The organism is Aeromonas allosaccharophila (assembly GCF_016026615.1).
Classification (GTDB): Bacteria; Pseudomonadota; Gammaproteobacteria; order Enterobacterales; family Aeromonadaceae; genus Aeromonas; species Aeromonas allosaccharophila.
Genome location: NZ_CP065745.1, coordinates 2,446,833 through 2,473,251, shown reverse-complemented (window position 1 = coordinate 2,473,251; position 26,419 = coordinate 2,446,833). Strand labels below are relative to the sequence as shown.

The window sequence follows — 26,419 nt, the reverse complement described above, 5'->3', positions numbered from 1 at the left end:
CCGCAGACCCATTTTCAGGTTCAGTTTTGGCCGTTCCGGCCGCTAATGACTACGTAGTGTTGTGCACTGTTAGGGAAAAACCCGCTCCTCACCTCAATAAGAAGAACACATGATGAAAAACCTGTCACTCAAGCAGAAGATACTGTTGTCAGTGGTGATCGCCCTTTCGTTGGTGATTTCGTTGCTCTCCTGGCAGAGCTATAGCAGCCAGAAGAATCTGTTGCTGCAAGGCAGCCAGGAGCAGTTGCAGCGGCTGGGCACCCAGCAGGCTGCCAGCGTCAGTGACTGGCTCTCGGCCCGTCGTGACGTGATCCAGGCGCTCGGCAACAAGGCGAGCTCCGAACCTCTCAATGCCTTGCAACAGGCACAAGTCTCCGGCCGTTTCCAGCTCACCTATTTCGGTGAGAGCAGCGGCAAGATGCACGACTCCGATCCCTCCATCAACCGTGATGGCTACGACCCGCGCTCCCGTGGCTGGTATCAGGAGGCGATGAGCAAAGGGGGCCTTATCGTCACCAAACCCTATCTTGACGTGGCCTACAACATCATGGTGGTGACCCTGGCCCAGCCGGTTTCTGGCGGGGTGATCGGTGGTGACCTCTCCATTGCCTCGCTGGTGGAAGACGTGACCAAGATGCAACTGCCTGCCGACGGTTTCGCCATCATGATGCACAAGGATGGCACCATCATCGCCTACAAGGATGCCGCCAAGGCGATGAAACCGGCCAGCGAGATCGACAACGATCTGACCAACGCGCTGATCGAGCAGAGCAAGTCGAGCAAGGAGCTGGTGCCGGCTTATTTTGACAACGAAGGTCGCGACAAGCTGCTGTGGGCGGTCGATATCCCCGATACCGACTGGGAACTGGTGCTGGTGCTGGACAAGGCCGCTCTGGAAGCTCCGCTCTCCTCCCTGCTGATGACTCAGCTGGGCATGGCGCTGCTGGTGCTGGTAGGCAGTATCCTCGCTATCTCCTGGCTGGTCAGCATGCTGCTTGGCCCGCTCACCAAGGTATCCCAGGCTCTGGCCCGCATTGCCGACGGTAACGGCGATCTGACCCAGCGCATCAAGATCGACGCCAACGACGAAGTGGGCCAACTGGCCAACAGCTTCAACCGTTTCGTCGGCAGTCAGCACCAGCTGATCGGCAATATCCGCAAGCTGGCCAACGAGCTGAACGCCGATGCCGAACGCAGTCTGGTGACCAACCAGGCCGCGGTGGACGAGCTGCAGCGTCAGCAGCAGGAGGTGACCATGGTCGCCACGGCGGTCACCGAGATGGCGAGTGCCACCATGGAGATCGCCGGCAACGCCGAGAACACCGCCGCCGCTGCCCAGCAATCTGCCCAGAGCAGTGAACAGGGCAAGATGCTGGTCAACAAGACCCGTCAGTCCATCAATGGCCTGGCCGAAGAGGTGGGGCAGGCGACAGAGGTGATCGGCGAGCTGAGCCGCCACGCGCAGGCCATCACCAGCATCCTCTCCACCATTCAGGGCATTGCCGAGCAGACCAACCTGCTGGCGCTGAACGCGGCCATCGAAGCGGCCCGCGCCGGTGAGCAGGGCCGAGGTTTTGCCGTGGTCGCTGACGAGGTGCGGGTGCTGTCGCGCCGTACCCAGGACTCCACCCAGCAGATCCAGTCCACCATCGAGACCCTGCAGCAGACCACCGCCCGAGCGGTGAGCCTGATGCAGACCAGTCAGGGTCTGGCGGACAACAGCGTGCAGGATGCGGATCAGGCCGTGCGCGCGCTGGAAGAGATCACCAGCGCCATCTCCCTCATCTCCGACATGGCGGGCCAGATCGCCACGGCAGCCGAGGAGCAGACCCAGGTGACCGGCGAGATCACCCAGAACACCACTGCCATCAAGGATGTGAGTGACGAGATCACTGCCGCGGCCATGCGCGATCTGGATCAGGCCCAGAGCCTCAAAGGGCGTGCCACTGACCTGAACCAGCAGGTGTCGACCTTTATCCTGTAAGGCGCACGTCCCGGCCTGTTTGGGCTGATATAAACAAGCCCCGCCCTCTTTCGAGTGCGGGGCTTGTTCGTTTTTTTTGGGAGGGCGAGTGAACGAGTTCATTCGCCTGCTTGGCTGCGAGACTATGTCAATCAGCTGCTTGCCGTGCCCGTTTTCAGTGCAAGCCATTTGGTCAGTTCGGTTTTATTCATAGGATGTGCAAACAGGTAGCCTTGCATCAGATGGCACCCCAATCGGGAGAGTTGCATGCGCACCTCATCGGTCTCGACCCCTTCAGCGATGACGGGCATCTCAAGCTCACGTCCCAGCAAGAGTACGGCTTTGACGAGTCTTTCATCCCCCTTCTGCAGGGTCTGGGTAAAGCTGTAGTCCAGTTTGATGGCATCGATAGGCAGCGAGAGCAATCGCTCCAGAGAGGAGTAACCGGTGCCAAAGTCATCCAGATGGATTTTGAATCCCGCTTGAGTCAGCGCCAGCAGTTGCGCTTCCAGCTGCCCGTGACTCTCGGCAAACAGACTCTCCGTGAGTTCAAAATGGATTGCGCTTCTTGGCAGTTGATAGCGATCGGTTAGCTCGGCGAGTTGTGGCACCAGATCTGGCTCCATCAATTGCAGTACCGACAGATTGATATTGAGGTTCAGATCGGGGTAGCTGTGTCTCAGTTCCCGCAGTGCCCCCATCGCCTGATCGGCAATCCACTTACCCATCGGGACGATCAGCCCGGCCTGCTCCGCCAGAGGAATAAATACACTTGGGGAGCAGAATCCCGTCGGAGTGGGCCAGCGGCACAGTGCTTCCACCATGGCGATGCTGTCATCGGTCACATCCATGATGGGCTGATACCAGACCTCCAGCTGTTGCAGTTGCAATGCTTCCCGCAGGGCTTGCTCCAGTTGCATGCGCTGTGAAAGCTGTTGATGCAAGATCTCCCGATAGCAGCGGTAGCAATGTTTGCCTGCCTGTTTGGCATCATACATGGCCAAATCCGCGTTGCGGATCAGCTCATCAGCACCCATGGCACCATCGTCGTAAGCGATCCCGATAGAGGCACTGACCTGGATTTTTCGTCCTCCCTGTTCGATTTGCTGGTCGGAAATAGTCCGCATCAGACGTTCGGCGAGCGTAATGGCGCCCTCTTCCTCTCGGACCATTTTGGTGATGATGGCAAATTCGTCCCCACCGATACGAAAAAGCATGTCTTCACCACGGATGACCTGTTTGAGACACTCTGCGATGGTTAGCAGGACCTGATCCCCTTGCTCGTGCCCCAGGCTGTCATTGAGGGTCTTGAAATCGTCCAGATCGATCATCAGCAGTGCGATGCGGCAGCGGTCATGTTTGCTGAGCAGACAGGGATGCTGATTGAGCTGTTCGCTCAAACATTTGCGGTTGCCCAGCTGGGTCAGGCCATCACGTCTGGCCTCGTTGTAGAGGGCCTGTTCCGATTGCTGGAGCTGCTCCACCATGCTATTGAGCGCCCTGGCCAGGGTATCGAACTCGGGGTTGCCCGATAGCGGCCAGTGTTTGCTGGTTGGCTGCAGGCTGCTGTATTGCTCGGCCAGGCGGGTGAAAATGGCGAGCCGGCGCATCACCATGCGCTCATAAATGGTGATAGTGCCGAGGCCGGCGGCGATCAGGAGCAGGGTCGAGTTGATGAGCAGCATACGATTGCTGAGCCGTTGTTGAGCCAGCAACTGGTGATCCGCAGGAACGCGCAGTATGAGCCGGCCGCTATTCTCGCTGTCCGGCAGCGCGCGCTGTTCGGTCTGGGGGGCATCCCTTGTATCCCGTAGAAACTCAAGATCCAGCTTGGTCATCTCCCTGACCTGTTGCACGCTCGCCCCGTCAAGTTCGCGGATCATGACTATCCAGCCCTCCATGGGCTGCGCGGTGACATCCGGATCGTGGACAGGATGAATCGCCAGCAGGATAGGGTGCTTTTGAAACCAGCCGTTCAGCGCGTACCCCCTTGTGCTGTGCGATGACCAGTAGTGAGTGAGGTATGCCTGCGTTTGGGACCAGATGGGGTGGGCATCGCCCAGCGTCACATAGGTGGCTCCCCCCCTACCGATGGCATGGTAGAGCGAGTGATCCGGTTTGATGAACAGCACAAAGTGGGCATTGAAGTTATCCAGCGTCCCTGCGTTAAAGTTCTCGTCGAGATAAGTGGGCAGGTTTCCCTTGATAAAGCGAATGGAGTCACGCCATTCGGCATAGTCCCGAGTGCTGACCATGAGGCTTTTCTGCATGGATTCAATGTAGAGTTGCGCACGATCCAGGGCCGCTTGCTGATTGTGCTCGATCAACAGCTGAGTATTGGCAGAGAGGACTGCCGTGCTGACGCCATAGCTGATGGCTGCTGCGCATGAGATCAGCAGCAGAAGATAGAGGGATACTTTATTGCGCAGGCTATTGAGTCTCACCACACCACCCCATCCCGCATTTATTACGTCACGTATCAATAGTAGTGGGGGGGGCGCAATGTGGCCTGTGCCTTGTTTCAATCGAGTAAAAAGCCCCCCTCTTCGTCAAAAGAGGGGGGCTTCAGTCATCAGAACACTCCGGCGGAGAGGTTCTTGTGCCTATTGCGTCTGACGGTAGGGATTAGAGGAACGGCATCGCCATAAACAGCTTGATCACCATGGCGTTGATGATGTCGATGAAGAAGGCGCCCACCATGGGCACCACCAGAAACGCCAGGTGGGAGGGGCCAAAGCGCTGGGTGATGGCCTGCATGTTGGCAATCGCCGTCGGGGTGGCCCCGAGGCCAAAGCCGCAGTGGCCTGCCGCCAGCACGGCCGCATCGTAATTACTGCCCATGACCCTGAAGGTGACGAAGATGGCGTAGAGCGCCATCGCCACGGTCTGGGCGGCCAGCAGGATGAAGATGGGCAGAGCCAGGCTGGCCAGATCCCACAATTTCAGGCTCATCAGCGCCATGGCGAGGAACAGCGACAGGCTGACGTTGCCCAGCAGGGAGACCTCGCGGTCGCTCACCTCATGCCAGTTCAGCAGGGTCAGGACGTTGCGCAGCAGCACGCCGACAAACAGCACGCAGACAAAGATCGGCAGCTCGAAGGCGCCCCCTTTGAGGGAGGCCGAGAGCAGCTCGCCACCCTTGAGGCTGATGGCGATCAGTGCCAGCGTCTCAATCAGGCTGAAGGTGGTGAGGGGGCGCTCCATATCGGGCATTTCGAAGCCCTTGGGGGCCTCATCCTGGTTGTGCTCTTCACCGGGCACCTGCACCTTCTTCACCAGATAGCGAGCGACTGGGCCGCCGATCAGGCCACCCAGTACCAGACCGAAGGTGGCACAGGCGATGGCGAGTTCGGCGGCGGACTGCACGCCGTACTTCTCGGAGAAGGTGGCACTCCAGGCCGCACCGGTGCCGTGGCCGCCGGAGAGGGTGATGGAGCCCGCCAGCAGTCCCATGTGGGGATCCAGGCCGAGCAGGGTCGCCAGACCGACACCCAGACTGTTCTGCACCAGCAGCAGGCCGGTGACCACCATCAGGAAGGTAACCACCGCCTTGCCGCCGCGTTTCAGGCTGGCGAGATCGGCGGAGAGACCGATGGAGGCGAAGAAGGCCAGCATCAGCGGAGTTTGCAGGCTGGTATCAAATTGCAGCTCCATCTGCAGGGTGGAGCGCAGCAATAGCAGTACCAGCGCGACCACCAGGCCGCCGGCTACCGGTTTGGGGATGTTGAAGGTTCGCAGCAGCCCGACCCGGGTGACCAGCACCCGGCCAAGCAGCAATACCAGAGTGGCAGCGACCAACGTTGCGTAGGAATCAAGTTGTAACATTCAGTACTCCCATGTTGATTGGCTGTGTCTTTCATAGCAAAAGACTTACAGATTCAGCCGGGATGAAAACAGTGTGGCTCATGCGCCAACAAAGAAGGGGAAACATCTCCCCGCCCCAGGAAAGATGGGGCTTGTGCGGGCCTGAAATGCTCAGGCATCCAGATGAGATTTTAGTAAAATCCGGCGGATTGTAGCAAAAAGCATCGTTTAATTCCATCTTTGTCGTATTAATGCTCGTTTTAGTTGTTTATTGTGACATTTAACACTATGGGGGTAGTGGGCAAAAATGCCGAAAAGGGTGCATGGAACGGCTGTCATTTGGGGCGCCAGTCTCTATAATTCGCCGGTTTCCGCTGCGCGCAGAGGAGCTGGCGGGCGTTGACATTGTGGTTTACCCCGACATGGCTCATGTTCCGGCGGTGTTCACTTCATCAAGAGGAGAGGGTGTGAAGAAGTCTATCTACATTGCCTACACAGGCGGCACCATTGGGATGCAGCGTTCCGATCACGGCTACGTGCCGATGGCGGGCTTTATGGAAGACTGTCTGGCGCGGATGCCCGAGTTCCACCGCCCCGAGATGCCGGATTACCATATCCACGAATATGCGCCCCTCATCGACTCCTCCGACATGACCCCGGCGGACTGGCAGCGCATCGCCGAAGACATTCGCGACAACTATGAGAAGTACGATGGCTTTGTGATCCTGCACGGCACCGACACCATGTCGTTCACCGCCTCGGCGCTCTCCTTCATGCTGGAAGATCTGCACAAGCCGGTCATTATCACCGGCTCCCAGATCCCGCTGGCCGAGCTGCGCTCCGACGGTCAGCAGAACCTGCTCAACGCCCTCTACATCGCGGCCAACTACCCGATCCACGAGGTGACACTGTTCTTCAACAACCAGCTCTATCGCGGCAACCGCAGCAAGAAGGTGCACGCCGACGGCTTCCACGCCTTCGATTCGCCCAACTATCCGCCGCTGCTCAATGCCGGTATTGCCATCTCGCTCGAAGCAGGTGAGTTGGGCGTGCCCTCCGAGCAGCCGCTGGTGCTGCATGACATCACCCCCCAGCCGATCGGCGTGGTGACCCTCTATCCGGGGATCTCCAGCGAGGTGATTGCCAACATCCTGCAACAGCCGGTGAAGGCACTGATCCTGCTGTCGTTCGGGGTGGGCAATGCGCCGCAGAACCCGGCCATGCTGGCGCTGCTCTCCGAGGCTTCGGCCCGCGGCGTCATCATCGTCAACCTGAGCCAGTGCCTGCACGGCAAGGTCAACATGGGCGGTTATGCTACCGGCAACGCCCTGTCGCGGGCCGGGGTTATCTCGGGCTTTGACATGACCGCCGAAGCGGCGCTGACCAAGCTGCACTTCCTGCTGAGCCAGGATTTGCCATCCCACCGCATTCGCGAGCTGATGCAGCAGTCGCTGCGCGGGGAGCTGACGCCCTGAGCGTTGCGGCCCTCACCCTAACCCTCTCCCGGCGGGAGAGGGAATAGAGCTAGGTGCTGTTGGCCACGAGGCTTGCCATGAAGATCGCCCGTAGGTGGCCCGCTTACTGTCTGCAGGCTGCGAGCCTGCTCCCTTCTCCCCGGCGGGAGAAGGGCTGGGGATGAGGGGGATGAGTCACCCTGCAGAGAGAGGGAAAAAGAGGGGAGCCATCATGGCTCCCCTCTTTGCTATTTATCGCACTCTTTATCGAACTATGTATCGCACTATCGCTATTCGACTGGCCGCCGCGAGAGGGAATGGCGAGCGGTCTCAGTGGTTGAGATTGACCCGCACTATCTCCTCTTCAACTGGCTGACTTTCTTCACGAAACAGCCGCTTGAGCTCGCTCTTGCTCTTCATCACGATCTCGCCGTCGCGACCGATGTTCATGTGCTCTGGGTTGTCGAGGTGCATCGCCTGCCACGCCATCACGGCTTGCAGGGAGGTGGCCTTCTGCTCGTCGGTGAGGGGCTTGCCATCGGGCCACTTGCCCAGCTCGACTGCGGTCTTGAGCCGCTCGTACACCTCTTGTGGCATCTGCCTGATTGCTTGCAAAAATTCACCCTGTTGAAACGACATCCGGCCTCTCCTTGAACTATTGAGCCATAAACTGCGGGATCTGACGGGCAGATCCTGGCGGGCTATGCAGGTAGATCCTGGCGGACTACGCCAGCCATCTGCTCCATCACCCGCACTACCTGACAACTGTACCCGAACTCGTTGTCATACCATACGTAGAGCACACAGTGATCCCCCTCGGCGATAGTCGCCTGGGAGTCGACGATGCCCGCATAACGGGACCCGACCATATCGGAAGAGACCAGCTCGGTGCTGGCGCTGAAGTCGATCTGGCGATGCAGGGCCGAGCTTAGCGCCATCTGTTGCAGATAGGCGTTGAGGCTCTCCCGATCGGTGGCCTGCTCCAGCGACAGATTGATGATGGCCAGCGAGACATTGGGGGTCGGCACCCGGATGGCGTTGCCGGTCAGCTTGCCCTTAAGCTCGGGCAGCGCCTTGGCCACCGCCTTGGCGGCGCCGGTGCTGGTCATCACCATGTTGAGGGCCGCGCTGCGACCGCGTCGCTCGCCCTTGTGATAGTTGTCGATGAGGTTCTGGTCGTTGGTGTAGGAGTGGACCGTCTCCACGTGGCCGTGGCGGATGCTGTAACGTTCCTGCATCACCTTGAGCACCGGGGTGATGGCGTTGGTGGTACAGGAGGCGGCGGAGATGATCTTGTCATCCGGGCCTATCACCTCGTGGTTGACCCCGAACACCACGTTCTTCATCTCCCCCTTGCCGGGGGCGGTCAGCAGCACCTTGCCGGCACCACGCGCTTTCAGGTGCTCGGAGAGACCCGCCTCATCGCGCCAGACGCCGGTGTTGTCGACGATCAGCGCGTCGTGAATGCCGTAGGCGGTGTAGTCGATATCGGCCGGGCTGTTTGCGTAGATCACCTGAATGAATGTGCCGTTGGCGATGATGGCGCTGCGCTCCACATCCACCTCGATAGAGCCGTTGAAGGGGCCGTGCACCGAGTCGCGGCGCAGCAGACTGGCACGTTTCTCCAGATCCCCGTCGCGACCGCCGCGCACCACGATGGCGCGCAGGCGCAGCGGATTGGCGGCGCCGGTACGCTCGATGAGCAGGCGGGCCAGCAGGCGGCCGATACGGCCAAAACCGTAGAGCACCACGTCGGTGGCTTGCGGCATCTGGCTGCGGCCAAGGGCCGGCGCCAGTCTGGCTTGCAGATAGTCCTCGATCCCCGCCTCATCCTGATGATCCTGCCAGTAACACACCGCCAGTTTGCCCAGATCGATCTCGGCGGCGGTGGGTTTCAGGGCAACGATGGCCTGGAGCAGGGGGAAGCTTTGCTGGATGGGGAGGGGAGCGCCCTGGTGGCGGCGGACGACCCGGTGGGCCTTGAGGATATCGATGGTGGAGGCGTTTTGCAGCGGGCGGCCGTAGAGGGTGATCTCGACCCCTTGTTGTCGGTAGAGGCGACCAATCAAGGGCTGCATGGCTTCGGCGAGCTCCTGGCTCTCCTGCCACGCTTGCAAGTAGTGCTCGTGGGTCATTGACCAGATCCTTTATTTCACGTTGTTGGTGTAAATAGAAAATTCGTCGAATGCAGATCAGTGTAGGGGTGTATATTTCGTTATATTATTCTGCAATCGCGGCCTTATATGGCGCGCGCATTGTAATGGATATGTAACCGGTTTGCTAGCCGTAGGTGGCCACTCGAGGCTCCCGTTGTTACCAACCTGCGTTATCAACAAGATGTGAGCCATGGCCAATTTCCCCCTGCGACAGACTTTCATCATGCTTTCCGTCGGTCTTGCCGTAGCGGGCTGCAATGACGACCGGATCCACAATATTTGCAGCAACCATCCCGAGCTCTGTCAGGATCTGGTGGACGATGGCTGGTGCCGCTACGAGCGTACCGACATCATTCGCAGCCGCTTCTATCTCAAGGAGGAGGGGACGGATCGGCGCAAGTACGAGCTGATGCGCAACCTTGAGCGCTACCTCAAGTGTGCCGAGCGCTCCACCAACATCGAGTACAAGAATGCCCGCGAGCAGAAGAGCCCGCGGGTGGAGGGGATGCTGGCGGCCGGGGATCAGCTGGCCCAGCTCGATGTGGCCACCCGCAACTCGCAGGATCCCTATCTGCTGCTCTGGCACTGGACCAACAACACCAACGAGCTGGCCCGCCAGCAGTTTATGGCGCTGGAAGGTTCCAAGGTGCTCGATGAGCCGGAGCTGCAACTGGCGCTCGGCGGTATCTACGCCAAGAGCGACCCCGAGAAGGCCATCGCCACCCTGCAACGCGGCCTCTCCCTCTATCGGGAGGGAGAGCAGGTCAACAGTCGCATGCTCACCTCTCTCAGCACCCTCTACATGGGTCAGAAGCAGTACGGGCTGGCCTATCTGTGGGGCAAGGTGAGCGAATCGTTTCAGGATGCACCAGAGGTCTCTGCCAAGCGTTTTGGCATCTATCACTCCCTGAGCAAGACCGAGCAGGATGGCTACGATGTGCGGGCTGCCGAGATTGTCGAGCAGCTCAAGCATGGCAACTACCGGCCCTGATGCAGTGATGACGACGCTCTCCCCGGCCAGCTGCTGGCCCAATCCTTTCGATCTCTGTTTCGTTCATGGCGAGGTGATCACCGATGGCCGCACCCTGGAGCGGCTCACTGTGCGTGCCGTGGTGCCCCGTGGCGACGAACTGCTGCTGGTTCACTCCCGGGTTAACGGCGATCTGATGTTCCCCGGTGGTGGCGTTGAAGCGGGGGAAAACCACCATTTGGCACTGGCCCGCGAGCTGTTGGAGGAGTGCGGTGCCGAGCTGATGGAAGTGGGGGTTTTGCTTGGCGAGACCCGTGAGTACCGCGCCGCCCGCGAGCCGGGGTTTGATGCCTACTGCATCCGTTCGCTCTACTACTTGTGCCGGATTGGCGATCAGCTGGTGGCCCCGCAGCCGCAGCCCTACGAGATCCGCCTCGGCTTCGTGCCCGGCTGGTTTGCCCTCGACGAGGCGCTGCAGACCAACAAGACCCAGCTGGCGGGGCCCTGCCCCCAATGGACGGCGCGGGAGACCAGGGTGCTGGCCCAGCTGCAACGCTGGCATCAGCAGGGGATCTTCGACAACGGCTGCTGAGCACATCAAGCAGCAACGGTCAGGGATACCAACAAAAAGAGCGCCACTAGGCGCTCTTTTTTATTGCGAGGGAGGAAGTTATTTGACCTCTTCGCCCTTGGCTTGCAGATCCGCATGGTAGGAGGAGCGCACGAAAGGACCGCAGGCGGCGTGGGTAAAGCCCAGCTCCATGGCGACATCTTTCAGCTCGTCAAACTCTGCAGGCGGCACGTAACGCTTCACCGGCAGGTGGTGGCGGCTCGGCTGCAGATACTGACCCAGGGTCAGCATGTTGACGCCGTGGGCGCGCAGATCCTTGAGCACCTCGACGATCTCTTCGTTGGTCTCGCCAAGACCCATCATGACACCGGACTTGGTTGGTACATGGGGGTGCATCTCCTTGATGCGGCGCAGCAGCTCCAGCGACCACTTGTAGTCGGCACCCGGACGGGCGACCCGATACATGCGCGGCGCGGTCTCCAGGTTGTGGTTGAAGACATCCGGCGGCGTTTCGCGGAACACCTCCAGCGCCTGCTCCATCCGGCCACGGAAGTCCGGGGTCAGGATCTCGATGCGGGTCTGCGGGCTGTGCTCACGGATCTGCTTGATGCAGTCGGCGAAGTGCTGGGCACCGCCGTCGCGCAGGTCGTCGCGGTCCACCGAGGTGATCACCACGTATTTGAGCCCCATCTCCTTGATGGTCAGCGCCAGTTTCTTCGGCTCTTCCGGGTCGAGCGCCAGCGGGCGGCCGTGGGCCACGTCGCAGAAGGGGCAACGACGGGTGCAGATGGCGCCCATGATCATAAAGGTGGCGGTGCCGTGGTTGAAGCACTCAGCCAGGTTGGGGCAGGAGGCCTCTTCACACACCGAGTGCAGCTTGTTCTTGCGCAAGGTGCTCTTGATGTGTTCGATCTTCTGGCTGGAGGGGGGCAGCTTGATCCGCATCCAGTCCGGCTTGCGAAGGAGTTCTTCGTTGGGATCCGGCATGAATTTCACCGGGATCAGGGCCATCTTGTCGCCATCGCGCAGCTTGACGCCCGGCTCCATACGAACGGGTTTGCTCATGATTCACTCTCGGTGTTTGTTATTGTCTGGTTGGTAGCCATCAGGGTCTGCTCGGAGCCCTCATGGTCGCACGGCATGGGGTTGCTCATGCTGCTTCTTCGGTATTGATGATCGTTTGATAGCCAATCAGGTTGGCCAGTTCGGCTACCAGAATGGCTTGCGCCTCGGCCACGCTTTGCGGGCCGCCCAGGGCACTGGTCTGGGTCATGGCCATGCCCGCATAGCCGCACGGATTGATGTGCAGGAAGGGGGTCATGTCCATGTTGATGTTGAGGGCCAGCCCGTGGAACGAGCACCCCTTGCGGATGCGCAGCCCCAGCGAGGCCAGTTTGGCCTCCATGCCGAGATCATTTTTCACATAGACCCCGGGGGCATCGGCCTTGGCATAGGCCTGGATATCGCTCTTGGCGAGGGTATTGATGATGGCTGTCTCCAGCGCGGTCACCAGCTCGCGAACCGAGAATTTGCAGCGGCGGACATCCACCAGTACGTAGAGAACCAGCTGGCCCGGGCCGTGATAGGTCACCTGACCACCGCGATCGCTCTGCACCACCGGGATATTGCCCGGATTGAGCAGGTGTTCGGCTTTGCCGGCCTGACCCTGGGTGTAGACGGGATCGTGCTCGACCACCCAGAACTCGTCCGGGGTGTCGGGGGTGCGGTTGTCGGTGAAGGCTTTCATGGCGTCCCATACCGGCTGGTAGGGGCGGCGACCCAGCTGCCTGACAATCAGGCTGGACTGGGCGGGGATCTGGGATGACATGGCGTCCTCGCGGCGTGCTGCGGCCAAAAACAGTCGCCCCGCAGAACGGGGCGAGAGAGAAATTACAGTACGTACTTCACCAGCTCGATCTTGCCAAGGGCGTGGTACATCGCTTCGATGTGCTCTTTGCTCTGGGCCGTCACGGTCACGCGGACCGAGTGGTAGTTGCCCTTGGAGCTGGGCTGGACAGTCGGGCTATAGGTGCCGGGGGCGTGCTGCTGCAGCACTTCAACCACCCTTTCCGGCAGTGCCGGGTCGGCAACGCCGAGCACCTTGAACGGGAATTTGCAGGGAAACTCCAGCAGTTCATCAAACTTGGTATTCATTTACTCACCTTTTGCGTCATCAACGGGATGACTTCATCTTGGATGGCTAGTGGCCGATGGCCCGTGGAGGCCGCCATTTCAAGTCTATATGGGCACGGCTCATAACTATATGGGCGCTGCCCGGACCGGGATCAAGGCCAGGATCGGTCAGACAAGGATGGAAGTGCTGCTTTTTACCACAAATCAGGGTAAGGCGGAACCTGCAGTTTACAGGGTTATTCACTGCCTTTGCCGGTCACAGACAGCAGCGGCGCCTGTTGGCGCCGCTGTTTGGTGAGGATTGTGCGTCGGATTACTTGAACCAGCTGGTGACCAGCAGTACCAGGTAGTCCCACAGACGGCTCATCAAGCCACCTTCCTGCACCTCTTCCAGGGCAACCAGCGGCACCTGCTTGATCTCTTTGTCGCCCTGCTTCAGGAACACGGTACCGACGCGCTGACCCTTGGCCAGCGGCGCTTTCAGCTCGCTGTCGAGCTGGAAGTCAGCCTTCAGGTTGTTGCCCTGACCGCGGGTGACCAGCACGGAGACATCTTTGTCGACGCCCAGTTTCACTTCAGACTTGTCGCCCATCCAGATCTTCTGGGTGACCAGCTCGGTGCCCGCCTTGTACGGGGTCAGGCTCTGGAAGAAGCGGAAGCCGTAGGTGAGCAGTTTTTTGCTCTCGGCGGCGCGGGAACCTTCGCTACTGGCGCCCAGCACCACGGCGATCAGGCGCATGCCTTCGCTGTTGGTGGCAGAGGAGACCAGGTTATAGCCGACCTGGCTGACGTGGCCGGTCTTGATGCCATCCACTTGCAGGGATTGATCCCACAGCAGGCGGTTGCGGTTGTGCTGGGTGATGCCGTTGAACACGAAGGATTTCTGGGAGTAGATCTTGTACTCCTCCGGCAGGTCGCGGATCAGCGCCTGACCCAGACGGGCCATGTCGTGAGCGGTACTGTAGTGACCTTCCGCATCCAGACCGTGCGGGTTCATGAAGTGGCTGTCGTTCATGCCGAGCTTGGCGGCCCAGCTGTTCATCAGGCTGGCGAAGGAGTCGGTGCTGCCCGCCAGGAATTCGGCCATGGCGACGCAGGCATCGTTGCCGGACTGGATGATGATGCCCTTGTTCAGGTCATCAACGGAGACCTGCTTGCCCACCTCGATAAACATCTTGGAGGAGTCAGAGTAGTTCTTGGACCAGGCGTTCTGGCTGATGGTCACCATGTCGGTGCGCTTGATGTTCCCCTTCAACAGCTCCTGGCCGATGATGTAGGAGGTCATCATCTTGGTCAGACTGGCGGGCGGCAGACGCTCTTCGGCGTTCTGCTCGGCCAGCACCTGACCGGAGTAGTAGTCGATCAGAATATGGGCCTTGGCGGAGATCTCCGGCGCGGCGGGTACCACCATGGGCATGGCATTCGGGGTCGGTGTCGGCACCGGCGTATTGGCCTGGGCGGTTACGCTGATCAGTGAGGCCAGAAGAACTGAACGGGCAAATTTGGACATCTTGAAATTCCTGCGAGCCAGATGGGGATAAAATGCGGGCCTAACTATACCAGATGCGCCCGCAGGTTATAGCCCGACATGGCGATCAGAACTGGTTTTTTATCCATCACTCCCTGTCATCACGCCATAAAACGACGTGATGACAGTGAGTAAGCGGTTAGTCACATCCGCAGCAAAAGGGGACGATCAGGGCACGATAAAGGCCTGTTCCAGCCCGCCCTGACGTACTTTTTCCAGCACACTTGCCTGCTGGTCGGCGGCGACCGGGCCAATCAGCACCCGGAAAATGGCGCCATGGGCATCGACCCGGTAGGGCACGCCGTAACGCTGGGTCATCACCTTGCCCATCGCCTCGGCCCGCTCCCGGGAGCCGCTGGCCAGCACCTGGATCATCTTGCCATCACCACTGCTGGCGGGCGCTGCAGCCTTGGCTGGCGCTGGTTTGACCGGTGCCGCTTTGACAGGTGCCGCTTGGGCGGGCTTGGCCGTTGGCGCCTTGATGGGCGCAGGCGCGGGGTCGGCGGCGGGAGTGGCCATCGCCAGCGCGGTCGGTTCACCCAGGAAGCCATCTTGTGACATGGTGTTCGGCGCAGCTGCGGCCGGGATGGTCGGGGTCATCTCGATGGGCTTCATCGGCTCCATGATCACCATCTGATCCGGGGTATCGTTGATCAGCTCCAGCCGTACTCGCGCTTCACCGCTATCGACCATCTCCAGCTGCTTTGCTGCCGCGTAGGAGAGATCGATCAGGTGGGGGCTGTCGAACGGGCCGCGATCGTTGACCCGCACTATGGTCTCCAGCCCGTTGTCCAGATTGGTGACCCGCACATAGCTCGGGATCGGCAGGTTGCGGTGGGCGGCGCTGAACAGCTTGCTGTCCAGCACATCGCCGTTGGCGGTCTTCTGGCCGTCCAGATCCGGCGACAGCCAGCTGGCGGTGCCCTCTTCGCTGTAGTGCTTGATATCGCGCCACACCTCGTTTTTCTGCTTGCCGATCCAGTAGTCCCGGTTGCCGCTGGCACTCAGGGGCTCGGGGCGCGGAATGGCGCCGGTGGCTTGCGGGATCTCGATAACGGGTGGCTTGCTGACCGGTGCTTGCTGCTCGACGGGGGCGGACTGTTCCGGCTGGCTGCTACAGGCGGCCAGCAACAAGCTCAGGCTGAGCGGGAGGAGTTTGTGACGAAGATGCATACGCTTCCTGGATGGCTTGGCTAAGTTGATACACCGCCATCGCATAGAGTGGGCTGCGATTGTAGCGGGTGATCACATAAAAGTTATGCCGTGCGACCCAGTATTCCGGTCCATCGGCTTGGGCAAACGCCAGTAACTTGACCGGCGTCTGTGGGGCCAGCGGCGTGGCGAGCTCAATCCCTGCCGCCGCCAGTTCTGACCACCGTTGTGTTAGCTCGGGTTCGGATCTCAGCAGAGGTTCGACTGCCATCAGCCCGATCTGGGCCGGTTCCACCACGGATTCGCCCCAGCGCCACTGGTGGCTGGCAAAATAGTTGGCCACGCTGCCGATGGCATCGACCGGGTTGGCAAACAGATCCCGTTTGCCATCCCCGTCAAAATCGACGGCGTAGTGGCGGTAGCTGGAGGGCATGAACTGTCCCATCCCCATGGCGCCAGCATAAGAGCCCTTGAGGCGATCCAGCGACCAGCCCTCTTCCCTCGCCAGCAACACCAGCTGGGCAAACTCCTTGGCAAAGAAGTCGCTGCGTTCGGGGTAGTGAAACCCCAGGGTGTAGAGGCTATCGAGCACCGGATGGCGGCCCATCTGGCGACCATAGAAGGTCTCGACCCCGATGATGGCCACGATGAGCGAGGCAGGCACCCGATAGGTCTGCTCCGCGCGGGCCAGCACCGCCGCATGCTGTTGCCAGAACTGCTGGCCGTCACGGATGCGATCCGGGGTGACAAACAGCGGCCGGTAGCGATGCCAGGGTTTGGCCTCCCACGGCTTGCTGATGGTGTCGAGTACCTCCTGGCGCAGCTGGGCGCGGGCGACCGCGGCCTGCAACTCCGCCAGCGGCACCTGCTGCTGTTCGGCGAGCAGGGCCAACCGATCCGGCGCCACGGCGGCGGTTGCCATCGTTGTGGCGAGAGAGAGCAGCAGTCCAACCCGTCTCATCAGGCGAGCAGTCTTCTATGAGTCTGGATGGACATCAGTATGCCAAAGCCGGCCATCAGGGTCACCATGGAGGTACCACCATAACTCACCAGTGGCAGGGGAACCCCCACCACTGGCAAGATGCCGCTCACCATGCCCATGTTGACGAACACATAGACGAAGAAGGTGAGGGTGATGGCGCCACCCAGCAGTCGCTCGAAGCTATTCTGGGCCTGCATCGAGATAAACAGGCAGCGGCTGATGACGTAGAGGTAGAGCACCAGCAGCAGGGCAACCCCCACCAAGCCGAACTCCTCGCTGAATACCGCAAAGATAAAGTCGGTGTGGCGCTCGGGCAGGAACTCCAGCTGTGACTGGGTCCCTTGCAGCCACCCCTTGCCAAAGACGCCACCGGAGCCGATGGCAATCTTGGACTGGATGATGTGATAGCCACGGCCGAGCGGGTCTTTCTCCGGGTCGAGCAGCATCAGCACCCGCTGGCGCTGGTAGTCGTGCATCAGGAAGAACCAGAGCACCGGCATAAAGGCGACCATCAACATCACCGCCAAGCCGATCAGCCACCAGCTGAGTCCCGCCAGAAAGATCACGAAGAAGCCGGAGGCAGCCACCAGAATGGAGGTGCCAAGATCAGGCTGGGCGGCGATCAGCAGGGTGGGCAGCAGCACCATGATGAGGGCGATCACCACATGGCTGAACTTGGGGGGCAGCGAGTGGCGACTGAGCCAGGCGGCCACCATGATGGGCATGGAGAGCTTCATCACCTCGGAGGGCTGGAACTTCATAAAGCCCAGATCGAGCCAGCGCTGGGCCCCCTTGCCGATGTGGCCAAATACGTCCACCGCAATCAGCATCAGCACCACCACGGCGAACAGCGGCACCGACCAGCGGGCGTAGAGGGAGGGTGGCAGCTGGGCCATGCCGATCATCAGGGCAAAGGCGAGGCCGCCGCGCACCAGCTGGCGCACGATGGAGTCGATATCCTGACCGGAGGCGGAGTAGAGCACCACCATGGAGAGGGTCATCACGGCCAGTAGACCGAGCAGCAGGGGCAAGTCGATATGCAGCTTGTACCAGATACTCTGCTGGCGAGCTGAATTACTCATGGGGGGCGACCTCACTCGGTTGGGACGGCTTTTCCGGTGCCGGTGGCAGTTGCGGATCAGGGGGCAGCAGATAGGCATCCAGCATCTGGCGTGCAATGGGCGATGCAGCCCGGCCACCACCACCACCGATGGAGTTTTCCAGCACCAGTGCCACTACCGCTTTGGGCGCCTCAAAGGGGGCGTAAGCGACGAACAGGGCGTTGTCGCGATGCTCCGCCTTGACGGTCTTGATGTTGTACACCTGATTTTCCTTCAGACCGACCACCTGAGCGGTGCCCGATTTGCCACCCGAGGAGTAAGGGGCCTTGGCAAACGAGTGACGGCCACTGCCTTCACTGCCATGGTTGACGCGCCACATCCCCTCCTGCGCCACTTTCCAGAAGCTGTCGTTCTTCAGCTTGAGGGCGATATTGGGGTTGATGGGGGCATCGACCACCCCCGCCTGTGAGGCGGTGCTCTTGAGCAGGTGCGGGGTCACGTCGTGACCGTTCTGGGTCAGGATGCTGATCGCCTTGGCCAGCTGGAGCGGGGTGGCGCTCCAGTAGCCCTGACCGATACCGACCGAGATGGTGTCACCCTGATACCAGGGCTGGCGCCAGCGGGCCATCTTCCAGTCGCGAGACGGCATGACGCCCTTGGTCTCTTCATAGAGATCGACGCCAGTGTACTGACCGAAGCCGAACTTGGTCATGTAGCTGTGGATTTTGTCGATGCCGACCCGATAGGCGAGATCGTAGAAGTAGGTATCGGCCGAGACCTCGATGGCGCGATAGACATCGAGCCAGCCGTGGCCCCAGCGGCGCCAGTCGCGGAACTTCTTGGTGGTACCGGGAATGGAGAAGCTCGGGCCGCCGAAATAGCGGTAGCCCGGGGTGATGGCCCCCTCGTTGAGGCCCATGATGGACATCATGGGTTTGACGGTGGAGGCGGGGGCATAGATGCCCTGAGTGGTGCGGTTCACCAGCGGCCGCGCCGGATCGTTGAGCAGCGCCGAGTAGTTGGCGCTGGAGATACCAGTCACGAACAGGTTGGGGTCGTAGCTAGGGCTCGACTCCAGAGCCAGGATGGCGCCGGTTCTCGGGTCCATCATCACGATGGCACCGCGCTGGCCAGCCAGCAGTTGCTGGGCCTTGAGCTGCATCCGGACGTCGATATTGAGGTAGATATCCTGGCCGGGAATGGGCGGCTGGAACTTGAGGGTGCGGACAATCCGGCCGCGGTTGTTCACCTCGACCTCCTGATAGCCCGCCACGCCGTGCAGCTGATCCTCGTAATACTTCTCCACCCCCTGCTTGCCGATATCCTTGGTGGCCGCGTAGTTGGCGAGTTTCTCTTCCTTGTCGAGGCGTTCCACATCGCGAGTGTTGATCTTGGCCACATAGCCCAGCGCATGGGTGAGGGTGTCACCAAACGGGTAGTAGCGCTTGAGGTAGGCCTCGATGCTGGCGCCCGGGTAGTTGTGCTGGTTGACCGAGAAGAGGGCCACCTGATACTCAGTCAGCTTCTCGTAGAGGGCGACCGGCTTGAAGCGGCGCTGGCGCTTCACTTCGGCGAGGAACTTCTCCTTGGTGCCTTCCGGCAGCCCCAGCAGGGTGATCAGCTGGTCGGCGGTTTTTTCGAGATCCGTGGTCTCTTCTGGCACGATTTCCAGACTGTAGACCGGGCGGTTTTCCGCCAGCAGTACGCCGTTGGCGTCATAGATCAGGCCCCGTGGCGGCGCCACCGGCACCACGCGGATACGGTTGGAGTTGGATCGAGTCTGGTAGGTGTCGTAGGACTCGACCTGCAGATAATAGAGATTGCCCAGCAGCACCAGCATCAGCACGACGATGCCGATGTAGGCTACCAGGGTGCGCCGGAAGAACAGATTGCCCTCGGCACTGTGATCGCGCATTTCGATGCGTTGTTTCAGCATGCCTTTACCTCAAGACCCTTGGGGGCAATAACAGCAGGAACTGCATTGTTCACTCTCTGTGATACGGGTGATTTGTAGTGATGCTCCAGGCCCGATAGAGGCTCTCGGCCACCAGTACCCGCACCAGCGGATGGGGCAGGGTGAGCGGTGACAGCGACCAGCTCTGTTCGGCGGCAGCCTTGCACTCGGGGGACAAGCCTTCCGGCCCGCCGACCAGCAGGGCGACATCGCGGCCATCGAGTTTCCACGCTTCCAGCTGGGTAGCCAGCTGCTCGGTAGTCCAGGGTTTGCCCGGAATATCGAGGGTGACGATACGCGAGCGGCCTGCGGCCGCCAGCATGGCTTCACCTTCCTTCTGCAGGATGCGGGGAATGTCGGCATTTTTGCCCCGTTTGCCAGCGCCGATCTCGACGAGTTCAAACGGCATGTCTTTCGGGAAGCGGCGACGATACTCTTCGAAGCCATGCTCTACCCAGGCGGGCATCTTGGTGCCCACCGCAATCAACTGGATCTTCATGGTCGTTACACTTGTGCTCTTATTGCGTATTCACTTGAGCGGCACCGCTCCACAGCTTTTCCAGTTGGTAGAAGTCACGATGTTCATCCTGCATCACATGCACGATCACCGAGCCCATATCTACCAGTACCCATTCACCGCTCAGTTGCCCTTCCACGCTCAGCAGATCCAGACCCGCGTGGCGGGCCTCGCTGGCCAGATGGTGGGCAATGGCGCTGACGTGACGACTGGAGTTGCCGGAACAGACGATCATGGTGTCAGTAATGCTGGATTTGCCGCGTACATCGAGGGTGATGATGTCGCGGCCTTTCATGTCATCGATCTTGTCGATGATAAAGGCATGCAGTTCTTGGCCTTGCAATGAGTCTCTCCTCTGTTCCGGCGCGCAGCGTTTGCGTCAGGGCGGCGGATTATATCATGGTCACTCCCGTTTCCCATCGGGCGGGGCGGGATTACGACAGGGGCTAGCGGCGATTGGCGCGGTAGAGCCCCTGTTGATCAATATAGTGTGCAACCGACTCGGGCAAGAGGTAGCGGGTGTCTTGCCCCGCATCCAGCAGGGCTCGCAGCCGGGTGGCTGACAGTTCGATGGGCTGGTTGTCCGCCAGCCAGATATGACCGGCCAGACGCTGATGCAGCGCGTTGGCATCTGTGGTGTGATGGCGTGCCAGCAGCTGCGCCACCTCGGCCGGATACTCCGGTTGCCAGCCCGGCCGCACGCTCACCACCAGATGGGCATAGTCGAGCAGCTCCTGCCAGCGGTGCCAGCTTGGCAGGCTCAGCAGGGAATCCATCCCCATCAGAAAACAGAGCGGCGTATCGGGCAGTTCATGACGCAGCTCGATCAGGGTATCGATGGTGTAAGAAGGCTTGTCCCGTCGCAGTTCCCGCTCATCCACCACAAAGTGGCGGTTCTCCGCTGCCGCCAGTCTGACCATGGCGAGGCGCTGCTCGCTCGAGCAGAACGGATTGGCGCGGTGGGGCGGGATATGGTTCGGGATCAGCCGCATCTCGGCCAGCCCTAGGGCATCGCGCGCCTCGATGGCCGGGCGCAGATGGCCGATATGGATGGGGTCGAAGGTGCCACCCAGCAAACCGACAGGCGCCTTTAGCTGGTTGGCTGGCGCTTTCAGCACGGGCTGCTCTCCATCACCAGCGGCAGCGGGGTGCCATCACGAAAGCCGAGGGCAATGGTTTGCAACATCAGCCAGGCCTGTTCGGTATCGAAGCGGCGCTGGGCATCGTCCAGCTGGGCCATCAGTTGCCACAGTTGCTGCAACTTGGCAAACGGCAGCCGGGTCAGCGCTTGCTGAATGAGCTGCTGGCGGCTCTGCCAGATGCGCAGGCGGCTGAAGTGCTCCCCCAGCGGTTGGCCGTTGCGCATGGCCAGCGACAGCTCGGTCAGCTGCTCCAGCTCGCGGCAGAGGGTCCAGGCCAGCATCCCCGGCTCGGTGCCTTCGGCCCGCAGGGCGGCCAGAATGCGCTGGGCCCGGTTCACCTTGCCCTCCAGCAGGGTATCGACCAGCTGGAACGGGGTGAAGTGGGCGTGGCGGATGATGGTCTCTTGCAGATAGGTGACGCTGATGGGTTGGGGCGGCGAGAGCAGGGTCAGCTTCTCGATCTCCTGACTGGCGGCCAGCAGGTTGCCCTCGTAGGAGTGGCACATGAAGTTGATGGCATCCGGCAACGCCTTGAGGCCGAAACGCGCAAAGCGGGCACTCATCCAGCGCGGGAAGAACTTGGGCTCCGGATGGTTGACCGGCACATAGGTGCCAATCTGGTAGAGCTTGTCGAACCAGGCTGCTTTCATCTGGGTCTGGTTGAGGCGACCGCCGCTCAGCACCAGCAGCAGGTCGGGATGGAGTTGCTTGCCGATTTCACTGATGCGGGCCGCCAGATCCTTGTCCACCTTGGCGGGCAGCTCCAGTTCAATGATCTGGCGGGCGGAAAAGAGACTCATGGCCTGACAGGCATCGTAGACCTGATTCCAGTCCAGCCCCTGCTCCACCACGAAGGTGTGGCGCTCATCGAAACCCTGCTTGCGGGCGACCTGACGGATGGCATCGATGGCCTCCAGTCGCAACAGGGGCTCGTCGCCAAAAACGAGATAGCAGGGCCGAAGCCCTGCTTTGAGGTGTTCACCAAATTGTTCCGGATAAATTCGCATCAGAAGCTTGCCTGACTGAAATGAAGGCGCACAAGATTCGCGGCCTGCTTTGGCTGCTTGAACCGCGACTCGTCACCAAATTGTTCAGGATAAATCCGCATCAGAAGCTGACCTGACTCAACTGCCGGATCACCTGATTGGCCGCCTGCTCCTGCATTTCGCGGTTGAGCTGCTCCTGCTCACGGGAGGAGGCGAGCGCTGCATCCGGCTTGTTGAGGAAGCTGCGGTTGAAGTTGATGGGGAAGACCTGAGTCGGCTTGCCCGGCACCGAGATGGTGAACTGGGTACCAAAGCCCAGCACATATTCGGTGTCCGTCCCCAGCGCGTTGACCGAGGCGACCTGACTGGTGCTGCCTACGCCGCCCAGAGTGAGCACCGGAATGCCCTCCTTGTCGGCCAGGGTCACGCCAGAGGCCTTCAGGCGGGTGGTCACCATCCGGTAGAAGTCGCTCTTGTTGTCGCCCACGACCTTCATGGTCATCAGCTCGCTCGGAATGCCGTTGCCGCGCATGTGAAAGCCGCAGCCTTGCAGCAGCAGACCTGCCAGCACGATGGCCATCCAGCGGGTGAAGATGGTGCCCATAGAAAATCCTCTTTGCATTAAGGGAAAGCGGCGGGCGCAGGGCCCGCCGTTATCATCCGTTTGCTGTCACGGATTGGCAATGATCAGTTGGTAACCAATCAGTTGGCAGCCAATCAGTTAGCGACAATGTTGAGCAGCTTGCCCGGTACATAGATCACCTTGCGCACGGTCAGACCGTCGGTGAACTTCTGCACGGAGGCATCGGCCATCGCCAGCTTCTCGACATCAGCCTGGCTGATCTCGGCCGGTACGGTCAGCTTGCCGCGCATCTTGCCGTTGATCTGCACCACGACCAGCTTCTCGGTCTCGACCATGGCCGCTTCATCGGCCACCGGCCATGCGGCGTGATCCACGTCATCGCCCTTGCCCAGCATCTTCCACAGCTCGAAGCCGATGTGCGGGGTGATGGGGTAGAGCATGACCACGACAGCTTCCAGCGCTTCCTGCATCAGGGCGCGGTCCTGCTCGTCGCTGCCCAGCTTGGCCAGATTGTTCATCAGCTCCATGATGGCGGCGATGGCGGTGTTGAAGGTCTGACGGCGACCCACGTCATCGCTCACCTTGGCGATGGTTTTGTGCAGTTCACGGCGTACCGCTTTCTGCTCGTTGGTGAGCGCAGCCACATCCAGCGCGGCAACGGCGCCACCGGAGACGTGCTCGAAGGTGGTGCGCCACAGGCGACGCAGGAAGCGCTGGGCACCCTCTACGCCGGAGTCGGACCACTCCAGAGTCATCTCGGCCGGAGAGGCGAACATCATGAACAGACGGACGGTATCGGCGCCGTAACGCTCGACCATCAGCTGCGGGTCGATGCCGTTGTTCTTGGACTTGGACATCTTGGTCATGCCGGAGTGCATTACCTCACGGCCTTCGTTGTCGATGGCCTTGGTGATGCGACCCTTCTCGTCACGCTCCACCTTGACGTCGGTCGGGCTGACCCAGACGTTGCCGCCCTTCTCGTCTTTGTAGTAGAAGGCGTCGGCCAGCACCATGCCCTGGCAGAGCAGACGCTTGAACGGCTCGTCGCTGTTGACCAGACCTGCGTCACGCAGCAGCTTGTGGAAGAAGCGGGCGTAGAGCAGGTGCATACAGGCGTGCTCGATACCGCCGATGTACTGATCCACCGGCAGCCAGTGGTTGGCAGCAGCCGGATCCAGCATGCCCTTGTCGTAGTCCGGGGAGCAGTAACGGGCGTAGTACCAGGAGGACTCCATAAAGGTGTCGAAGGTATCGGTCTCGCGGAACGCTTCCTGACCGTTATAGGTGGTTTTGGCCCACTCGGCGTCGGCTTTGATCGGGCTCTGGATACCATCCATCACCACATCTTCCGGCAGCAGAACCGGCAGTTGATCTTCCGGCGTCGGTACGACTGTACCGTCAGCCAGGGTCAGCATCGGGATAGGGGCACCCCAGTAACGCTGACGGGAGACACCCCAGTCGCGCAGACGGAAGTTGACGGTGCGCTTGCCGTGGCCGAGCGCTTCCAGCTTGTTGGCGATGGCGTCAAAAGCGCCCTGGAAGTCGAGACCGTCAAACTCGCCGGAGTTGAACAGTACGCCCTTCTCGGTATAAGCCGCTTCGCTCACATCGACGTCGCCATCAACCGGCTTGATCACCGCCTTGATGTCGAGGCCATATTTGGTGGCGAACTCGAAGTCACGCTGGTCGTGAGCCGGAACTGCCATCACGGCGCCGGTGCCGTAGTTCATCAGTACGAAGTTGGCGACCCAGACCGGTACCTTGCGGCCATCCAGCGGGTGAATGGCATAGAGGCCGGTGGCCATGCCTTTCTTCTCCATGGTGGCCAGTTCCGCTTCGGCTACCTTGGTGTTCTTGCACTCTTCGATAAAGGCGGCCAGTTCCGGGTTGCTGGCAGCAGCCTGCAGCGCCAGCGGGTGACCGGCGGCGATACCGACATAGGTGACGCCCATGAAGGTGTCCGGACGGGTGGTGTAGACCTCCAGCTGCTCAGCCTGACCCTCAATGGCGAAGCTGATGTTGACCCCTTCGGAGCGGCCAATCCAGTTGCGCTGCATGGTCTTGACCATCTCCGGCCAGCCTTCCAGATTGTCGATGTCGTTCAGCAGCTCTTCGGCGTAGTCGGTGATCTTGATGAACCACTGGGGGATCTCTTTCTGTTCCACCGGGGTGTCACAGCGCCAGCAGCAGTTGTCGACCACCTGCTCGTTGGCCAGCACTGTCATGTCGTTCGGGCACCAGTTGACGGAGGAGGTCTTCTTGTAGACCAGACCCTTCTCGTAGAGCTTGGTGAAGAACCACTGCTCCCAGCGGTAGTAATCCGGCTTGCAGGTGGCGACTTCACGATCCCAGTCATAACCCAGACCCAGCATCTTCAGCTGATTCTTCATGTATTCGATGTTTTCGTAGGTCCAGGGCGCCGGGGCAGTGTTGTTTTTGACTGCGGCGTTCTCCGCTGGCAGACCGAATGCATCCCAACCTATGGGTTGCAGCACGTTCTTGCCATTGAGCCGTTGATAACGGGAGATCACATCACCTATGGTGTAGTTACGAACGTGCCCCATGTGTAGTCGACCAGACGGATAGGGGAACATGGACAGGCAGTAGAACTTCTCCTTGTCTACTTTCTCCACGGCCTTGAAGGTTTTCTTGGCATCCCAGTGCTTTTGCACTGCTGGTTCGATTGATTGGGGAACGTATTGCTCTTGCATTGGTGACATCCGGATCTGTGAAATGAATAGATAAATCAGCTGGGAAATCGCAATAGAATACCCATATCCTGCGGCGGCAACAACCGCCAGCGTCCCTTGGGCCTTAAGCCGGGCCAGATCAGGGTTTAGTAGAGGAGTTAGAGCCATGGACAAACGTCAAAAAGGGTACGAAGCCTTCATTGCCGAGCTGCAAAAACAGTGGCAAGAGACTGAAGAGTTCCAGGGGGAGCGCCTCAACCGGATGATCGCCAAGGTGCAGGCCTATCTGGAGGCCGCCAGCGACCTGACCCAGGACGAGCTGGCGCTCATCGCCGAGTACGTGAAGCGGGATCTGGGCAACTATGACGAGGGGCGCCATGACGATAGTGCGCAGGTGGAAGAGTCGGCCTTTATGTTGGCCCTGAAAGACACCGCCTGGTCCTGGTTGGCGGATGTGACCGACCGTGCCCAGGTGGAGTGGCGGGAGCTGGCCGACGAGCTGGAACACAAGGGCGTCTATGAGGCTGGTGACTGGGTGGGGCTCGGGGTCATGGTGTGCGACCAGTGCGGCTGGCGTCATACCGTGCTGCATCCCCAGCAGCTCGATACTTGCCCAGAATGCGGCTGCGCCGAGTATCACCGCGAGCCGCTCGCGCCCTGATCCATGCCATCAATGCGGACGAGATAACGAGACCTGTAGGGACGATTAGCGAAGCGTAATCGTCCATTTAGTCAGAGGTCTCGACACCCTGCTTGCGAATTTGCTTGCCAAT

General features: G+C 60.4%; 23 protein-coding genes. 5 read left to right on the top strand and 18 right to left on the bottom strand.

Annotated features, from left to right (window positions below):
- Window positions 1-112 precede the first annotated feature (112 nt).
- Window positions 113-1,984, top strand: coding sequence for a methyl-accepting chemotaxis protein (locus I6G90_RS11080; RefSeq protein WP_042061019.1), 1,872 nt, complete (start codon window positions 113-115; stop codon window positions 1,982-1,984).
- A 131-nt stretch (window positions 1,985-2,115) separates the two neighbouring features.
- On the opposite strand, the gene I6G90_RS11075 is transcribed toward I6G90_RS11080, so the two are convergent.
- Window positions 2,116-4,410 (bottom strand): bifunctional diguanylate cyclase/phosphodiesterase, encoded by a 2,295-nt coding sequence (locus I6G90_RS11075; RefSeq protein ID WP_197927502.1) that lies wholly within the window; start codon window positions 4,408-4,410, stop codon window positions 2,116-2,118.
- A 178-nt stretch (window positions 4,411-4,588) separates the two neighbouring features.
- Entirely contained in the window at window positions 4,589-5,788 is a 1,200-nt protein-coding gene (gene gltS, locus I6G90_RS11070) for a sodium/glutamate symporter (protein WP_042061020.1), read from the bottom strand.
- A 446-nt stretch (window positions 5,789-6,234) separates the two neighbouring features.
- Between gltS and ansA the strand changes: the two genes are divergently transcribed.
- On the top strand, window positions 6,235-7,242 hold the full coding sequence (gene ansA, locus I6G90_RS11065) for an asparaginase (RefSeq protein ID WP_124928705.1): 1,008 nt from the start codon (window positions 6,235-6,237) through the stop codon (window positions 7,240-7,242).
- Window positions 7,243-7,551: 309 nt separating this feature from the next.
- Here ansA and I6G90_RS11060 read toward each other — a convergent pair whose 3' ends face one another.
- Together I6G90_RS11060 and I6G90_RS11055 are read right to left on the bottom strand one after the other, a co-directional pair.
- A complete protein-coding gene (locus I6G90_RS11060; protein ID WP_197927501.1) occupies window positions 7,552-7,860 on the bottom strand; it encodes a YeaC family protein in 309 nt (102 codons plus the stop codon).
- 62 nt (window positions 7,861-7,922) lie between these two features.
- Complete coding sequence (locus I6G90_RS11055) at window positions 7,923-9,356, bottom strand: glyceraldehyde-3-phosphate dehydrogenase (protein WP_197927500.1); 1,434 nt, start codon at window positions 9,354-9,356, stop codon at window positions 7,923-7,925.
- Between the two features lie 211 nt (window positions 9,357-9,567).
- On the opposite strand from I6G90_RS11055, the gene I6G90_RS11050 reads away from it, so the two are divergent.
- Entirely contained in the window at window positions 9,568-10,368 is an 801-nt protein-coding gene (locus I6G90_RS11050) for a DUF2989 domain-containing protein (RefSeq protein ID WP_058052715.1), read from the top strand.
- A gap of 7 nt (window positions 10,369-10,375) precedes the next feature.
- Entirely contained in the window at window positions 10,376-10,939 is a 564-nt protein-coding gene (locus I6G90_RS11045; RefSeq protein WP_197931194.1) for an NUDIX domain-containing protein, read from the top strand.
- 78 nt (window positions 10,940-11,017) lie between these two features.
- On the opposite strand, the gene lipA is transcribed toward I6G90_RS11045, so the two are convergent.
- From lipA to leuS, 14 genes are all read right to left on the bottom strand, one after another.
- Window positions 11,018-11,983 carry a lipoyl synthase gene (lipA, locus tag I6G90_RS11040; protein WP_197927499.1) on the bottom strand — a complete coding sequence of 322 codons (966 nt, stop codon included), beginning with the start codon at window positions 11,981-11,983 and terminating at the stop codon, window positions 11,018-11,020.
- A gap of 85 nt (window positions 11,984-12,068) precedes the next feature.
- Window positions 12,069-12,746, bottom strand: coding sequence for a lipoyl(octanoyl) transferase LipB (gene lipB, locus I6G90_RS11035; RefSeq protein WP_197927497.1), 678 nt, complete (start codon window positions 12,744-12,746; stop codon window positions 12,069-12,071).
- A gap of 62 nt (window positions 12,747-12,808) precedes the next feature.
- Window positions 12,809-13,072, bottom strand: a complete 264-nt coding sequence (gene ybeD, locus I6G90_RS11030) for a DUF493 family protein YbeD (RefSeq protein ID WP_042061038.1) — start codon at window positions 13,070-13,072, stop codon at window positions 12,809-12,811.
- Between the two features lie 292 nt (window positions 13,073-13,364).
- The gene (locus I6G90_RS11025; RefSeq protein ID WP_197927495.1) at window positions 13,365-14,561 is read right to left on the bottom strand and encodes a D-alanyl-D-alanine carboxypeptidase family protein; all 1,197 of its coding nucleotides are present in this window, start codon (window positions 14,559-14,561) and stop codon (window positions 13,365-13,367) included.
- A 186-nt stretch (window positions 14,562-14,747) separates the two neighbouring features.
- Window positions 14,748-15,752, bottom strand: coding sequence for a septal ring lytic transglycosylase RlpA family protein (locus tag I6G90_RS11020; RefSeq protein WP_197927493.1), 1,005 nt, complete (start codon window positions 15,750-15,752; stop codon window positions 14,748-14,750).
- Window positions 15,694-16,692, bottom strand: a complete 999-nt coding sequence (mltB, locus tag I6G90_RS11015) for a lytic murein transglycosylase B (protein ID WP_197927491.1) — start codon at window positions 16,690-16,692, stop codon at window positions 15,694-15,696. The genes I6G90_RS11020 and mltB overlap by 59 nt, the downstream gene beginning before the upstream one ends.
- Complete coding sequence (gene rodA, locus I6G90_RS11010) at window positions 16,692-17,795, bottom strand: rod shape-determining protein RodA (RefSeq protein ID WP_042061047.1); 1,104 nt, start codon at window positions 17,793-17,795, stop codon at window positions 16,692-16,694. Before rodA ends, mltB begins: the two co-directional genes overlap by 1 nt.
- The gene (gene mrdA / locus I6G90_RS11005) at window positions 17,788-19,710 is read right to left on the bottom strand and encodes a penicillin-binding protein 2 (RefSeq protein WP_042061050.1); all 1,923 of its coding nucleotides are present in this window, start codon (window positions 19,708-19,710) and stop codon (window positions 17,788-17,790) included. Before mrdA ends, rodA begins: the two co-directional genes overlap by 8 nt.
- Before the next feature lie 49 nt (window positions 19,711-19,759).
- Window positions 19,760-20,227 carry a 23S rRNA (pseudouridine(1915)-N(3))-methyltransferase RlmH gene (gene rlmH, locus I6G90_RS11000; protein WP_005335166.1) on the bottom strand — a complete coding sequence of 156 codons (468 nt, stop codon included), beginning with the start codon at window positions 20,225-20,227 and terminating at the stop codon, window positions 19,760-19,762.
- A gap of 19 nt (window positions 20,228-20,246) precedes the next feature.
- A complete protein-coding gene (gene rsfS / locus I6G90_RS10995) occupies window positions 20,247-20,588 on the bottom strand; it encodes a ribosome silencing factor (RefSeq protein ID WP_033135359.1) in 342 nt (113 codons plus the stop codon).
- A 103-nt stretch (window positions 20,589-20,691) separates the two neighbouring features.
- Window positions 20,692-21,360, bottom strand: a complete 669-nt coding sequence (gene nadD, locus I6G90_RS10990; RefSeq protein ID WP_408628326.1) for a nicotinate-nucleotide adenylyltransferase — start codon at window positions 21,358-21,360, stop codon at window positions 20,692-20,694.
- Window positions 21,357-22,394, bottom strand: coding sequence for a DNA polymerase III subunit delta (gene holA, locus I6G90_RS10985; protein WP_197927487.1), 1,038 nt, complete (start codon window positions 22,392-22,394; stop codon window positions 21,357-21,359). The genes nadD and holA overlap by 4 nt, the downstream gene beginning before the upstream one ends.
- A 100-nt stretch (window positions 22,395-22,494) precedes the next feature.
- Window positions 22,495-22,977: an LPS-assembly lipoprotein LptE gene (locus tag I6G90_RS10980; RefSeq protein ID WP_005335160.1), complete on the bottom strand. Its 483-nt coding sequence runs from the start codon at window positions 22,975-22,977 to the stop codon at window positions 22,495-22,497.
- A 113-nt stretch (window positions 22,978-23,090) separates the two neighbouring features.
- Entirely contained in the window at window positions 23,091-25,667 is a 2,577-nt protein-coding gene (gene leuS, locus I6G90_RS10975; RefSeq protein WP_139409512.1) for a leucine--tRNA ligase, read from the bottom strand.
- Window positions 25,668-25,812: 145 nt separating this feature from the next.
- On the opposite strand from leuS, the gene I6G90_RS10970 reads away from it, so the two are divergent.
- Window positions 25,813-26,307: a zinc ribbon-containing protein gene (locus I6G90_RS10970; RefSeq protein WP_058052707.1), complete on the top strand. Its 495-nt coding sequence runs from the start codon at window positions 25,813-25,815 to the stop codon at window positions 26,305-26,307.
- Window positions 26,308-26,419 lie beyond the last annotated feature (112 nt).

What these genes read in the sequence shown, in the direction of transcription:
- I6G90_RS11080 (WP_042061019.1), top strand. Translation starts at nt 113, where the DNA reads ATGAAAAACCTGTCACTCAAGCAGAAGATACTGTTGTCAGTGGTGATC.
- gltS (WP_042061020.1), bottom strand. Translation starts at nt 5,788, where the DNA reads ATGTTACAACTTGATTCCTACGCAACGTTGGTCGCTGCCACTCTGGTA.
- I6G90_RS11060 (WP_197927501.1), bottom strand. Translation starts at nt 7,860, where the DNA reads ATGTCGTTTCAACAGGGTGAATTTTTGCAAGCAATCAGGCAGATGCCA.
- I6G90_RS11055 (WP_197927500.1), bottom strand. Translation starts at nt 9,356, where the DNA reads ATGACCCACGAGCACTACTTGCAAGCGTGGCAGGAGAGCCAGGAGCTC.
- I6G90_RS11050 (WP_058052715.1), top strand. Translation starts at nt 9,568, where the DNA reads ATGGCCAATTTCCCCCTGCGACAGACTTTCATCATGCTTTCCGTCGGT.
- I6G90_RS11045 (WP_197931194.1), top strand. Translation starts at nt 10,376, where the DNA reads ATGACGACGCTCTCCCCGGCCAGCTGCTGGCCCAATCCTTTCGATCTC.
- lipA (WP_197927499.1), bottom strand. Translation starts at nt 11,983, where the DNA reads ATGAGCAAACCCGTTCGTATGGAGCCGGGCGTCAAGCTGCGCGATGGC.
- lipB (WP_197927497.1), bottom strand. Translation starts at nt 12,746, where the DNA reads ATGTCATCCCAGATCCCCGCCCAGTCCAGCCTGATTGTCAGGCAGCTG.
- ybeD (WP_042061038.1), bottom strand. Translation starts at nt 13,072, where the DNA reads ATGAATACCAAGTTTGATGAACTGCTGGAGTTTCCCTGCAAATTCCCG.
- I6G90_RS11025 (WP_197927495.1), bottom strand. Translation starts at nt 14,561, where the DNA reads ATGTCCAAATTTGCCCGTTCAGTTCTTCTGGCCTCACTGATCAGCGTA.
- I6G90_RS11020 (WP_197927493.1), bottom strand. Translation starts at nt 15,752, where the DNA reads ATGCATCTTCGTCACAAACTCCTCCCGCTCAGCCTGAGCTTGTTGCTG.
- mltB (WP_197927491.1), bottom strand. Translation starts at nt 16,692, where the DNA reads ATGAGACGGGTTGGACTGCTGCTCTCTCTCGCCACAACGATGGCAACC.
- rodA (WP_042061047.1), bottom strand. Translation starts at nt 17,795, where the DNA reads ATGAGTAATTCAGCTCGCCAGCAGAGTATCTGGTACAAGCTGCATATC.
- mrdA (WP_042061050.1), bottom strand. Translation starts at nt 19,710, where the DNA reads ATGCTGAAACAACGCATCGAAATGCGCGATCACAGTGCCGAGGGCAAT.
- rlmH (WP_005335166.1), bottom strand. Translation starts at nt 20,227, where the DNA reads ATGAAGATCCAGTTGATTGCGGTGGGCACCAAGATGCCCGCCTGGGTA.
- holA (WP_197927487.1), bottom strand. Translation starts at nt 22,394, where the DNA reads ATGCGAATTTATCCGGAACAATTTGGTGAACACCTCAAAGCAGGGCTT.
- I6G90_RS10980 (WP_005335160.1), bottom strand. Translation starts at nt 22,977, where the DNA reads ATGGGCACCATCTTCACCCGCTGGATGGCCATCGTGCTGGCAGGTCTG.
- leuS (WP_139409512.1), bottom strand. Translation starts at nt 25,667, where the DNA reads ATGCAAGAGCAATACGTTCCCCAATCAATCGAACCAGCAGTGCAAAAG.
- I6G90_RS10970 (WP_058052707.1), top strand. Translation starts at nt 25,813, where the DNA reads ATGGACAAACGTCAAAAAGGGTACGAAGCCTTCATTGCCGAGCTGCAA.